This window comes from Verrucomicrobiia bacterium (genome assembly GCA_019634625.1).
GTDB lineage: Bacteria > Verrucomicrobiota > Verrucomicrobiia > Limisphaerales > CAIMTB01 > CAIMTB01.
This window is the reverse complement of the sequence record JAHCBA010000017.1, coordinates 20,534-33,721: the sequence shown is the minus strand read 5'-3', so window position 1 is coordinate 33,721 and position 13,188 is coordinate 20,534. Positions and strand designations below refer to the sequence as shown.

Here is a 13,188-nt window from a genome sequence, read left to right as displayed (position 1 = left end):
CCGTACCCTTGCCCTCCCATGCAGGACTGGCTTGACCGCTACCGGGCGCAACAAAAGGCCGCCCTCGATTCCATCCCACTCCCCGCCGTCATGGCCGTCTTCGAGTCGCTGAAAGCGGCGCTCGCCGAAGACCGCCAGATCTTCGCCATCGGCAACGGCGGTTCCGCGGCCAGCGCCTCCCATTTCGTCACCGACCTCGGCAAGGGCGCCTCCGACGCCCTCGGACGCCGCTTCCGATGCCTCTCCCTGACCGACAATCTCCCGTGGATCACCGCGCTCGGGAATGACTACGCCTACGAGGACATCTTCGTCCGCCAGCTCGAAAACTACGCCCGCCCGGGCGATGTCCTCATCGCGGTCAGTGTCAGCGGCAATTCGCCCAACCTCGTGAAAGCCCTCGCCTGGGCGCAACGCGAGGGCCTCCGGACCGTCGCCCTGGTCGGCGCCAAACGCGGGCGCCTGGCCGAAATCGCCGCCCAGGTGGTCGTCGTGGACGATGCCCACTACGGGCGCGTCGAGGACGCCCACATGGGCATCCTGCACATGCTCTGCTACGCCTTCATGGAGCAAGCGGAGCCGGCAGAAGCCGCCAGGGCCTGAAGTTCGGCTGGCGGTTTTCAGCCTCCCTTCTCCGATCGGCGTCGGGGTCGGCATCGGGGGCAGGACGGTTGGGTGTACACGCTTCAGCGTGAGCCTCCCAAGACCACCCAGCCACGCTGAACCCGCATTCCGTCTCGGACGGATCTGGCGAAACGTGAAAGCCCGATTCCGACCACGATTTCGAGTTCGACGGTCCGTGGCGGGTGAGGGCGCACAGCGCCGCGAGGGTCCCTGACGCCTCCCCATTCTTCCTGCGAAGCGGGTCCCTCTCTACGTCCCCTACGTCCCTTTCGTCCCTTTCGTCCCTTTCGACCCCGACCCCGGCTCATGGCCGCCCCACTTCAGGCCAGCACTTCCTCGCCTTCGAGAAAGCCCTGGAGCTGCCGGATCCGCGTCGGATGCCGCATCTTCCGGAGCGCCTTCGCCTCGATCTGGCGAATCCGCTCGCGGGTGACCTTGAACTGCTTGCCCACCTCCTCAAGCGTCCGGCTGTAGCCGTCTACCAGCCCGAACCGCAGCTCCAACACCTTCCGTTCCCGCTCCGTCAGCGTGTCCAGCACGTTGTTCAGCTTGTCCTTCAACAGGCTGTAGCTGGTCATCTCCGACGGATTCTCCGCCGACTTGTCCTCGATGAAGTCCCCGAAGCTGGTGTCGTCGCTGTCCCCCACCGGGCTCTGCAACGAAATCGGCTGCTGCGCCATCTTCAAGACCGCGCGCACCCGGTCCACCGGCATCTGCATCTCGTCGGCGATCTCCTCCGGCGTCGCCTCCCGCCCGAAATCCTGGACCAACTGCTTCTGCACCCGCATCAGCTTGTTGATCGTCTCGATCATGTGCACCGGGATGCGGATGGTCCGCGCCTGGTCCGCGATCGAGCGGGTGATTGCCTGCCGGATCCACCACGTGGCGTAGGTCGAGAACTTGTACCCGCGCCGGTACTCGAACTTCTCCACCGCCTTCATCAGGCCCATGTTCCCCTCCTGGATCAGGTCCAGGAACGACAACCCGCGGTTCGTGTACTTCTTCGCGATCGAAATCACCAGGCGCAGGTTCGCCTCCACCATCTCGGTCTTCGCCTGCAGCGCCTTCTTCGAGAAATCCTGCAGCTCCCGGTACGCCCCCAGGTACTGCTCGCACGACATCCGCACAAACTCCTCCAGCGCCGCCACCTTCCGCCGCTCCGCCTCGATCATCATCTGGAGCTGGGGAACCTTCTTCTGCGGCTCCAGATCGTGGATCGTCTTCAGGCTCATCTGGAACTTGTCGTGGACGTTGTCCGCCACCAGCGCCATCTCCTCGATGACCTTCTGCTTGTAATAGAACTTCGGAAACGACTTCTGAAGCTTGGCGTCCAGCTTGACGAATTCCTCCCGCGACTTCTCCTGCTTCGCCTTCTGCGTCGCCCCCAGCAATTCCCGGTACTTCTCGTCCACATGCTGGTCGATCCCCCGCACGTCCTTCACCAGCTTGCGCAACACCTTGAGATGCAGATCCCGGCTGTCGATCTTCTTGTCGATGATCACCCGGTCGAAACGCTCCTTCGGAGGCTCCGCCACCAGCTTCTCCGCCAGCGCAATGTGCTCCTTCCCCGAAAACCCAAAGCTGTAGATGATCCGCTTGACCTCGTTCTCCGCATCCTCGATCCGCTTCGAGATCTCCACCTCCTGCTCCCGCGTCAGAAGCGGCACCTGCCCCATCTGCTTCAAATACATCCGGACCGGGTCGTCCAGGATGTCCAGCCGCGCCTTCTCGTCCTCCTCCTCCACCTCCGGCTGCTTCACCCGGTCCACCTCGGACTGATCGACAATCTCAATCTCCAGGTTCCGCAGCTTGATGTAAATCTCGTCCAGCTCCTCCGGGGTCACCATCCCGTCCGGCAACGCATCGTTGATGTCGTTGTACGTCAGGTACCCCTGCTCCTGCGCCAGCTTGACCAGCTCCTTGACCTTGTCCTGGACGTTGAATTCCCCCGGCCGCGCCGCCGCCCCTTCCTCCCCCCCCTCCATCCGCTCCAGCACCCCCGGCCCCGGCCCCGTGCTCCACGACGATCCAGCCTCCGATTCCATCGCCCCCGCCGCCCCCATCCCCGGCTCCACCCCGGTCTTCACCTCGGCCGACACCGCGCCGGCGGTCTCGGTCTTCTTGCGGGATTTGGAAACGGCCTTGGCGGGAGGGGCTTTGCGCGCTGTCGTGCGCGCCTTGGGCTTGGTCATACCGGACGTAATGGACTGAATGAACACCGAAAAGGTCGGGCACCATGACAACCCTTCGCCCCAACGTCAAGAAGTCAGAGAAGTATCTTGGCTTCATTCGGTGCATCCCGGCGGTCTGGGCGGGAAGCCAGCGACTCGGAGGGACGAGCTCCGCGAGTCCCTAACCCCCAAAGCACCCCACCCTTGCGGCCTCACCGTACCCCGCCATCGAGACCACGCTCCGCGAAACTCACACCTCCCCCACCACCCCCGCGAATCCGCCAGGCGTCATTCCACCCCTGCATCCCACCCCATACCCCCGGGCCGCCTCCGAATTCTCAAGCCAATTTCTGGGCCGATCATGGCAAGGTTCGGTTGGTGGCCCCTTTCTGAGTTGGGTTTGGCTGCCGCCCAGTAATCCCAAGGATAAGCCCCTGACAGGCCCAAACTCCTCCCAATCGCCGTTCCCGATCCGGTGACCACCGCCCCCCAACAACCCGCCCCTCCCCGCCGGCTCCCCGGCTGGCCACACGCCCTCATCGCCCTCGTCGGCCTGGCTACCCTCGCTCTCTCCGGTCTGCTCGTCTCCTGCTCCACGTCCACCCCGAGAACCGTGGTCATGCCCCACGTCATGGGAGGCGCCACTTACGCCGGCTCGGAATCCTGCGCCCAATGCCACGAGGCCATCACCCTCCACTTCCCAACCGCCGCCCATGCGCGCCTGGTCGCCCGGGGACCCAATGCCATCCACGTCGGCTGCGAATCCTGCCACGGCCCGGCCAGCATCCATGTCGAAAGCGGCGGCGCCGCCCGAACCCTGGTGAACCCAGACCGCAATCCCGAGAGCTGCTACCAGTGCCATGCCCACCTCCGCGGCCAGTTCGCCCTCCCCCACCGTCACCCGGTCGGCGATGCCCACGCAGCCGTACACGCTGGACGTGGCTCCATGGGTTGCAGCGCCTGTCACAATCCTCACCGTGGCGATGCCGTCCGCGGTGGTGCAGCCCTCCTCGCCGCCAATGCCACGTGTCTCGAGTGCCACCCAGCCCAGCGCGGACCCCATATCTTCGAGCATGAGGCCATGCGCGAAGGCTGTGTCGCCTGCCACCAACCCCACGGCTCGGTCAACGCCAAAATGCTGACCGAACGCAACGCCATCCTCTGCCTCAAGTGCCATTTCCAGCATCAACCCGCCCCGGGCCGCATCGCCATCGGAACCATCGACCACACCGCATTCCTCTCCCGCGGCACCTGCTGGAGCGCCGGCTGCCATGAAGCCGTCCACGGCTCCCAGGTCAGTCAATCCCTCCGCTTCTAACCCGTCACCCCCAACCCCATGAACACCCCCGCAGGCTTTCCCACGCCGCCCGCCGAACGCCCTCGGGTGACCCCATGGCTCTCCGGGATCCTCGCCGTCGCCCTCCACGCCCACGCCATCGGCGCCTCCCCGGAACCCGCCCCCCAGGAAGGCGCGCCCGACGCACCGCAACCCGGCCCGCCCCCGACCGCCACCGAACCCGTCGATCTCCCCGACGAAGATCTCCCCGACACCGAACTTCCAGAACTGGACCCGGTTCCCGGCGACTTCCGCAACTGGCTCGATGTCTCCGTCGGGGGCCTCATGGTCCATGGCGATGCCGCCGCCGCCCAGGGCCGCCTCGGCCTCCCCGCCACCGCCTTCGGAGGCATCGAGTCCTTCCGCTTCGAACAGGATGTGGGCAAACGCGGCCTCTTCCGCATCGATGCCCACTCCCTCTTCGCCTACGAAGATTACCGGGTGCGACTCGAGTACACCGACCTCGACTGGGGCTACGTCCGCGTCGGCACCAGCCGCCGTCTCGAATTCGATGATCCATCCGGCGGCTGGTTCCCCGCCAATGCCCAGTGGATCGACCTCTACGACGACCCCCTCGAACTCGCCCGTGGCTCCGCCGAATTCGAGGCCGGCCTTCGCCGCGAAGGCCTCCCGGACATCACCCTCCGCTACCGCCACCTCTACCGCGATGGCCTCCGCAGCTCCACCCACTGGGGCGACACCGGCCTCACCGGCGGCTTCGGCGTCCGGGCCATCGTCCCTTCCCTCCGCCGCATCGACGAAACCACCGACATCGTCTCCCTCGATGTCCGCCAGGCCCTCGGAAACACCACCGTCGGAGCAGGCTTCACCTACGAAACCTCCGACCTCGATTCGGCCCTTCTCCTCCGCCGCCGCCCCGGGGAATCGTCCGACCGCCACATCACCCAGACCGAACGGATCGAGCGCGACCTCTACGGAGCCCGCGCCTTCGTGGACACCCTCTTTCACGACCGCCTCCGCCTCTCCAGCGCCTACCTTTTCACCACCCTGGACACCACCTTCGGCGGCAGCCGTATCGCCGGAGCAGGTCATGACCCCATCTACGACCCCATCTTCGGACGACGGGATGTCGGCTTCCTCGATCTCACCGGCGGCGCCCAACTCGACCAGCACGTCTGGAATCTCAACCTCCTCTGGACCCCGTTCCCCCACCTCGCGGTCATCCCGTCCGTCCGCATCGAGCACCAGACCCTGGACGGCTCCTCCTCCTGGCTCGACACCGGCACGGTCCCCATGGACCGCCAGGCCGCCAATGCCCGGGATACCCTCGACCTCTCCCAGCACCTCGAAATCCGCTACACCGGCATCACCAATGTCGTCCTCTACTCGCGTGCCGACTGGACCCAGGGCGACGGAAACCTCCTGGAAATCCAGAGACTCCCGGCCTACGACGAAATCGAACTCCGTCGGGATACCGACTTCGACCGCTTCTCACAGAAATACACCGCCGGCCTCCTGTGGTACCCCCTGACCCGCCTCAACCTGCATGCCCAATACTACCGCAAGGCACGGGATAACCGGTACGGCGAAACGTCCGCCCTTCACATCAATCCCTTCGGCCTCTACCCCGCCTTCATCCGCGAACAGGACTTTGTCACCGACGACGTCAATCTCCGCGTCACCTTCCGCCCGCTCCGCAACCTCACCCTGATCAGCCGCTACGATTATCAGCACAACACCTTCGAACACCGCGGCACAGGACTTGACTTCCACACCGCCGCCGCCAGCACCGCACACATCTTCAGCGAAACCATCACCTGGACCCCCTTCCCCCGCTTCTATCTCCAACCCTCCGCCCACTACGCCCTCGATCGCACCCGCTCCGCCGCCACCGCCGCGTCCGTCCTCGCCCCGGCCGATAACGACTACCTCAGCCTGAACGCCACCGCCGGATTCGTGCTGGATCACCGGACCGATCTCCAGGCCCAGTACCGCTACTACCTCGCCGACAACTTCGAAGCCTGGCTCCTCGATTCCCAGCCCTACAATTCCGGCCTCGAGGAACACGGCGTCCTCGCCACGATCACCCGCCGGATCCACCCCCGGCTTCGCGTCAACCTGCGGTACGGCTATTTCCAGGCGCGCAGCACCCAGTCCGGGGGGAACAACGATTACCATGCCCACCTTCTCTACAGTTCCGCCCATTACCTGTTCTGACCCGCACCCCACCCCGGCACTCAGTCAGCCTTCCACAATAAAAACCATAACAAGAAAATGAAGCACCTCATCATCGTCGCCCCCCTCGCCGTCGCCATGCCCGCCATGGGCGACTTCACCGATGCCGAACTCAAGGCCGTCACCGCCAACTACACCAAACATTGCGCCTCATGCCACCATCGCGAAGGCACCGGCAAGACCACCATGGGCCGCAAGGTCGGTGCCAAGGACTTCACCGATCCCAAGGTCATCGCGGAGTTCACCGACGAAAAGGCCCTCAAGAATCTCAAGGAGGGCGTCAAGGATCGACGCGGCACCGAAATCAAGAAGCCTTTCACCGACAAACTCAGTGAGGAGGAAATGCTCGCCCTCATCAAGTACACCCGGACCTTCGCGAAAAAGTAGCGCCCCGCGCCGCGTCCCTCTCATGGCCCGGCGCCGCGTCTCCCGGACGGCGACCGGGCCTCCCACCCCCACCAAACCGCGAAATCCGTCCCGCGGCCTTCTCCGATCCAGCCCCGTGCCTGACGCGCATTCCATGACGGCATTCCCGAACCCCGCAGGTATCCCGATTCCATGAAGACCCCCTGGCTCGACAAGACGCGGCTCTTTCGCAACTGGCTCAGCGCCGCGGGTGCCATCCTCGCAACCGCCGCCTTCTTCGCCTTCCTGCTCCTCTTCGCCGTCGATGTCTTCAACCGCCAGAGCAATCCCTACGTCGGCATCCTCGCCTACATCGTCACACCGGCCTTCTTCTTCGCCGGCACCCTGATGCTGTTCGTCGGGTTTCGCATCCATGGCCGCCACGTCCGCAAATCCGGTGCCGCCGCGCATCCCCTGATCATCGACCTCTCCCGGCCCCGCGACCGCCGCATCCTCCAGTTCTTCGTCGCCGGCGCCGTCGCCTTCCTCCTGATCACCGCGGTCGGGGTCGTCCAGACCTATCACTACACCGAATCCACCCAGTTCTGTGGCACCGCCTGTCACGAACCCATGCACCCCGAATACACCACCTACCTGATCTCGCCCCATGCCCGGGTCGGATGCGTGGACTGCCACATCGGTTCCGGTGCCGAACACTACATCAAGGCCAAGATCAACGGCGTTCACCAGCTCCTGGCGACGTTCACCGACAACTACAGCCGCCCGATCCCAACCCCCGTCCACAACCTGCGTCCCGCCCAGGAAACCTGCGAGCAATGCCACTGGCCCGAGAAGATCTCCGGCAACCTCGAACGGACCTATCACCGCTTCCTCTCCGACGAGGACAACAGCCCCTTCACCGTCCGCATGCTCCTTCTTGTCGGCGCCCCGGACACCCACCCCACCCTGGGCAATGGCATCCACTGGCACATCAATCTCACCAACAAGGTCGAGTACTACGCCTCCGACCCCCAGCGCCAGACCATCCCCTGGGTCCGGGTGACCCACCCCGACGGCACCCACACCGTGTACCGGACCCCGGACTACTCGGGCGACCCGGATCCCGCCCAGGTGCGTCGCATGGACTGCCTCGACTGCCACAACCGCCCCGCCCACCGCTTCCGCAGCCCCAACGATTCCATGGACCTCGCCCTCCATTCCGGCCAGATCAATCCGGCCCTCCCCTGGGTGCGCTCCAATGTGGTCGCCCTCCTCACCCGCGACTACACCTCCAATGCCGAGGCCATGCAGACGATCGGCGAGGCGCTCCGCGGGATCTACCGCGGCTACTCCGGCATCGAATCCCTCGTCTCCTCGGCCCAGCAGATCTATCAGCAGAGCTTCTTCCCGGCGATGAAGGCCAACTGGCGGGCCTACCCCGACAATCTCGGCCACAAGGACTGGCCCGGCTGCTTCCGTTGTCACGACGGCAGTCACACCACCGCCGACGGACGCCGCCGGATCGGTGGAAGCGAATGCAATTCCTGCCATGTCATCCTCGCCCAGGGCTCGACTCCCGATGAACTGCGGAATCTGAGCGCCGATGGCCATGTCTTCTTCCACATCGACTCCGAATACACCGATCTCTCCTGTCACCAATGCCACACAGGAGGGCTGATGCTCGATTGAGTTCATCCCAGGACAAACCATGAAGCCCGCGACCCACACACGCCACGCGCACCTCCATTCCCTCGCCCACGCCGTGGCCGTGGGCCTCCTGATCCATCTCGGTGCGCCGGCGTTCGCGGCGCCGTCCGCCCTGCCCCGGGAACCCCTCCCCGCCGATTCCCTGGTGCTCCATCCGTGGCGCGGCGGCGTGGACCCCCGCCCCGCCATCACCGGAATCCAGAAGGGCGACGGCGACCTGGAACTTCTCCTGCGCTGGAGCGGCCTCGGCGGTCCTTACCGGATCGAGCAACGCTCCAGCCTCGACGCCGATTCCTGGACGGCCGTGGGCAGCCCCACCACGGATCATTCCCTCTCCGTACCCGCCGATTCCGGAACGGGGTTCTTCCGAATCCAGGCGCCCCGCCCCGACTACCTCGGCGACACCGTGTGCCTCGCCTGTCACCGGTCCGCCCACCAGGGTTGGGCCGAATCCCCCCACCGACAGGCCCTGGAAACCCTCAAACGCATCGGCCAGGCCTCGAACCCGACCTGCCTCCCCTGTCACACCGTCGGCTACGGCCTCCCAGGCGGCTTCGTCAGCGATGCCGCCACCCCGCGCCTCGGCGGCGTCCAGTGCGAAAGCTGCCACGGCCCCGGAGGCCGCCATGTCGCCGATCCCGGCGACCTCCTCGCCCGCCCCGTCGTCAGTCTGGCCTCCATGACCTGCGGTGGTTGCCACAACGACTTCCATCACCCCTTGTACGATGACTGGCTCACCTCCGGGCACCGCGCCGTCACTCCCAGCCTCGCCGCGGACTTCCAGCACACCAATCCCGCCACCGCCGAGGCCCGGATGCGGTCCTGCGGCGCCTGCCATTCCGGCGCCGTCCGCCTCGCCATGCTGAAAGGTCTCAAGGACGAGGACACCCCGCCGTCCATGCCCGCCCAAACCCACGCCGCCCACACGGCGATCACCTGCTCCGTCTGCCATACCGCCCACGAAAAAACCGCCTTCGGCTCCCAGTTGCGCAATCCGCCCCACTCGATGGACTTCTTCTCCTACAGCACGTCCACCAACACCACCTTCGCCGCGCAATACCGCGAAGACATCAATCTCTGCGGACAATGCCACAACCAGCGCGGAGCCCGCTGGCAGGACACCTCCCGTCCCCCCCATCACTCCCCTCAATACAACTTCCTCGTGGGCGATGTCGGCTTCTCCCTCGGGACACCGCGCCATTCCTCCCACCGCGATATCGCCAGGCAATGCACCCATTGCCATACCGCCGGCTTCGAATTCGGCGGGCCGTCCGAGGAGGAGTTCCACCTGACCGGACACTCCTTCAAACCGCTGTCCGTCAACTGCGCACCCTGTCACACTCCCGAGGAAGCCGAAGCCTTCGTGGGCTTCACCCAGCGCCTCGTCCGCAACCAGATCGCCGAAGTCAAAGCCCTCCTCGACACCTGGGGTGAAACCAGGGCCCCGGAACCGCTCCGTACCCAGTACGGCAAACTCACCTGGGAATACAATGTGGCCGGCCAGATCAGCCAGCGCCCCGACCTTCCGTCCCCGCGCGGCCCAACCCCCGCCGAGCAGTCGGTCGTCCCCGACGCCATCAAACAGGCCCGGTTCTTCCTCTACATGGTGGAACACGACGGCAGCTACGGCGTCCACAATGGCATGTACGCCCGTCACCTGCTCGATGAGGCCAGGAAGCTGGTGACCGCTTCCATGGCCGAATGATCCCCGGGAACGGGGGCAGCGGAACGGCCGGCAGGCTTCCAACCCTGACCGGCCGTTTCCATGTTGGATCCCCCCGGGCCCGCTCACCCCGGATTTCCCGCATCCCGCCCCCGCTTTCCAGCAGCTCGCCCCAATCCTCGTCAACCCTCCCCCTCCCTTTGCATACTGCCGCGTCCCACCGGACCGGCCTTGCAGGATCGAACGTGCCACGGTTGGGCCCACCGTTATGAGCGACGCCCCAACCCCACCGCCGCAGACGCCCTCCGCCCGGCGGAAGTACGTCCCCGCCATCGGCCCCCGCCTGCGCTGGGTCCTGTATGCGGTCTTCGTCCTGGTCGCGGTCCTCGGCGCCAATTCGGCCTATCTCGGCGCCATCACCTTCCTCGAATGGCTCCATCGCCCGACGCTGTACCAGACCTACTTCTATCAGCTCATGTTCGGGCTCCACCTGCTGCTGGGGTTCCTGCTCCTCGTCCCGTTCCTCGTCTTCGGCCTGATCCACATGCGCAACGCCCGGGGACGCTCGAACCGCCGCGCCGTCCGCGTCGGCTACGCCCTCTTCCTCACCGCCCTGGTCGTCCTGGTCAGCGGCGTGGCCCTCACCCGCATCGATCTCTTCCAGTTCAAGAATATCGGACTCAAGGATCCCCAGCTCCGCTCGTTCGCCTACTGGGCCCACGTCATTACCCCCGTCCTCTGCGTCTGGCTTTACATCCTCCATCGCCTCGCCGGTCCCCGCATCCGCTGGAAGGGCGGACTCATCGGCGTCGGCGCCGTCGGGGCCGTCGTTCTGGCCATGGTCTTCCTCCATTCCCAGCACCCCCAGAAATCCCAGCTCGCCTCCGCCGAAGGTCGTCAGTACTTCCACCCGTCCGCCGCCAAAACGGTCTCCGGCAATTTCATTCCGGCCGGGACGCTGATGATGGACGACTACTGCCGGAAGTGCCACGAGGACGTGTACCAGGGCTGGTTCCACAGCGCCCACCGGTTCTCCTCCTTCAACAACCCGTTCTACCTGTTCAGCGTCAACGAGACCCGCCAGGTCGCCCTCCAGCGCGATGGCAACGTCAAGGCCTCCCGATGGTGCGCCGGCTGTCACGATCCCGTCCCCTTCTTCAGCGGGGCCTTCGATGACCCGCACTTCGACATGAACCACCACCCCACGGCCCATGCCGGGATCACCTGCACCTCCTGCCACGGCATCGTCTCCGTGGACAGCGCCATCGGGAACGCGGACTACACCATCGACGAACCGGTCCACTACCCCTTCGCCTACTCCACCAACCGCGTCCTCCAGTGGATCAACAACCAGCTCGTCAAGGCCAAGCCCGAATTCCACAAGCGCACCTTCCTCAAACCCTTCATGCGCGAGGAGGAATTCTGCGGCTCCTGTCACAAGGTCTCCATCCCGCATGAGGTCAATCACTACAAGGAGTTCCTGCGCGGCCAGAATCATTACGACGCCTTCCTCCTCAGCGGCGTCGGACACGGCGCCCGCTCCTTCTATTACCCGCCCACCACCGAGCAGAGCTGCAACGCCTGCCACATGCCCCTCCAGCCGTCCCAGGATTTCGGCGCCAATTTCTTCAATCCCACCAATCCCTCCCAGCGCTACATCCACAGCCATCTCTTCCCCTCGGCCAATACCGCCCTCCCCCACCTGCGCGGCGAAACCGACATCATCGAGGCCCATCGCCAGTTCGGCACCAACTCCCTCCGCGTGGACATCTTCGGGGTCAAGGAGGACGCCACCATCGACGGCCGCCTCATCGCCCCCCTCCGCCCCGAGGTGCCCGCCCTCGAACCCGGCCGTTCCTACCTGCTCGAGGTCGTCCTCCGCACCCTCCGCCTGGGACACCTGTTCTCCCAGGGCACCGTCGATTCCAACGAGATCTGGGTCGATGTCCTCGGACGCAGCGGCTCCCGCGTGGTCGCCCGCAGCGGCGGCCTAGGACCCCACGGCGAAGTCGATCCCTGGTCCCACTTCGTCAATGTCTACATGCTCGACCGCGACGGGAACCGCATCGATCGCCGCAATCCCCAGGACATCTTCACCCCCCTCTACAACAACCAGATCCCCCCCGGCGCCGGGTTCGTCGTCCATTACGCCTTCACCGTCCCCGACGACCTCACCGAACCCCTCGAGTTCGAGGTCAAACTCAACTACCGCAAGTTCGACACCATCTACTTCAACTACGTCTTCGGCACCGGCTACACCAACGGCGATCCCTTCCAGGTCACCAACGACCTCCCCATCCGCATCATCGCCCGCGACGCCATCCGCTTCCCCATCGCCGGACGCGACCACAGCCCTGTCGAAAACCCGCCCTCCGCCATTCCCGAATGGCAGCGGTGGAATGACTACGGCATCGGGCTCCTCAACAAGGGCGACAAGGGCAGCGAAAAAGGCGAACTCATCCAGGCCACCCACGCCTTCGAACAGGTCGAACGCCTCGGTCGCTTCGACGGACCCGCCAACCTCTCCCGGGTCTTCTTCAAGGAAGGCCGCCTCGCCGACGCCGTGACCGCCCTCCAGCGGGCCGGCGAACCCGGTCGCTTCGATCCCCCGGCCCCCCGCTGGACCCTCGCCTGGCTCAACGGCCTCGTGAACAAACAGAACGGCTTCCTCGACGAGGCCATCGCCGAGTTCACCAGCATCCTCGAGGATCGCTACCCCGAACTCGACCGGCGCGGCCTCGACTTCAGCCGCGATTACGAGGTCATCAACGAACTCGGCCAGGCCCTCTTCGAACGCGCCAAGATGGAACGGGGACCCGCCCGCCGCGATGCCCGCGAACACTACCTCCGCGAAGCCGTCCGCCGCTTCCGTCGCACCCTCGAAATCGACCGCGAAAACGTCACCGCCCACTACAACCTTTCCCTCCTCCACGCCCAGCTCGGCGAAGATCAGCTCGCCGCCGAACATCGCCAGGCCCACGAACGCTACCGGCCCGACGACAATGCCCGCGACCGCGCCATCACCCTCGCCCGCCTTCGCGACCGCGCCGCCGATCACGCCGCCCAGGCCATCGTCCTCTATTCCCTCCAGCGCCCCGGCGCCCTCGAACTCCCCGCCCACCCCGGCTTCGTCCACGCCCCCGAATAGG

General features: G+C 65.6%; 8 protein-coding genes. 7 read left to right on the top strand and 1 reads right to left on the bottom strand.

The features are described 5' to 3' along the window. Nucleotides 1-18 precede the first annotated feature (18 nt). The gene (locus tag KF833_11795) at nt 19-600 is read left to right on the top strand and encodes an SIS domain-containing protein (GenBank protein ID MBX3745980.1); all 582 of its coding nucleotides are present in this window, start codon (nt 19-21) and stop codon (nt 598-600) included. 341 nt (nt 601-941) lie between these two features. Here KF833_11795 and rpoD read toward each other — a convergent pair whose 3' ends face one another. Continuing rightward, on the bottom strand, nt 942-2,813 hold the full coding sequence (gene rpoD / locus KF833_11790; protein MBX3745979.1) for an RNA polymerase sigma factor RpoD: 1,872 nt from the start codon (nt 2,811-2,813) through the stop codon (nt 942-944). Nucleotides 2,814-3,423: 610 nt separating this feature from the next. On the opposite strand from rpoD, the gene KF833_11785 reads away from it, so the two are divergent. From KF833_11785 to KF833_11760, 6 genes are all read left to right on the top strand, one after another. Further along, nucleotides 3,424-4,110, top strand: a complete 687-nt coding sequence (locus tag KF833_11785) for a hypothetical protein (protein MBX3745978.1) — start codon at nt 3,424-3,426, stop codon at nt 4,108-4,110. Between the two features lie 18 nt (nt 4,111-4,128). Then, nucleotides 4,129-6,306 (top strand): hypothetical protein, encoded by a 2,178-nt coding sequence (locus KF833_11780; protein MBX3745977.1) that lies wholly within the window; start codon nt 4,129-4,131, stop codon nt 6,304-6,306. Between the two features lie 57 nt (nt 6,307-6,363). Further along, complete coding sequence (locus tag KF833_11775; protein ID MBX3745976.1) at nt 6,364-6,711, top strand: c-type cytochrome; 348 nt, start codon at nt 6,364-6,366, stop codon at nt 6,709-6,711. Nucleotides 6,712-6,882: 171 nt separating this feature from the next. Further along, the gene (locus KF833_11770; GenBank protein MBX3745975.1) at nt 6,883-8,358 is read left to right on the top strand and encodes a NapC/NirT family cytochrome c; all 1,476 of its coding nucleotides are present in this window, start codon (nt 6,883-6,885) and stop codon (nt 8,356-8,358) included. 19 nt (nt 8,359-8,377) lie between these two features. Continuing rightward, nucleotides 8,378-10,081, top strand: coding sequence for a hypothetical protein (locus KF833_11765; GenBank protein ID MBX3745974.1), 1,704 nt, complete (start codon nt 8,378-8,380; stop codon nt 10,079-10,081). A gap of 226 nt (nt 10,082-10,307) precedes the next feature. Next, nucleotides 10,308-13,187 carry a hypothetical protein gene (locus KF833_11760; protein ID MBX3745973.1) on the top strand — a complete coding sequence of 960 codons (2,880 nt, stop codon included), beginning with the start codon at nt 10,308-10,310 and terminating at the stop codon, nt 13,185-13,187. Nucleotide 13,188: the final 1 nt, after the last annotated feature.

Excerpts from the sequence above, each read along its gene's own strand:
- KF833_11795 (MBX3745980.1), top strand. The coding sequence starts at position 19 with ATGCAGGACTGGCTTGACCGCTACCGGGCGCAACAAAAGGCCGCCCTC.
- rpoD (MBX3745979.1), bottom strand. The coding sequence starts at position 2,813 with ATGACCAAGCCCAAGGCGCGCACGACAGCGCGCAAAGCCCCTCCCGCC.
- KF833_11785 (MBX3745978.1), top strand. The coding sequence starts at position 3,424 with ATGGGAGGCGCCACTTACGCCGGCTCGGAATCCTGCGCCCAATGCCAC.
- KF833_11780 (MBX3745977.1), top strand. The coding sequence starts at position 4,129 with ATGAACACCCCCGCAGGCTTTCCCACGCCGCCCGCCGAACGCCCTCGG.
- KF833_11775 (MBX3745976.1), top strand. The coding sequence starts at position 6,364 with ATGAAGCACCTCATCATCGTCGCCCCCCTCGCCGTCGCCATGCCCGCC.
- KF833_11770 (MBX3745975.1), top strand. The coding sequence starts at position 6,883 with ATGAAGACCCCCTGGCTCGACAAGACGCGGCTCTTTCGCAACTGGCTC.
- KF833_11765 (MBX3745974.1), top strand. The coding sequence starts at position 8,378 with ATGAAGCCCGCGACCCACACACGCCACGCGCACCTCCATTCCCTCGCC.
- KF833_11760 (MBX3745973.1), top strand. The coding sequence starts at position 10,308 with ATGAGCGACGCCCCAACCCCACCGCCGCAGACGCCCTCCGCCCGGCGG.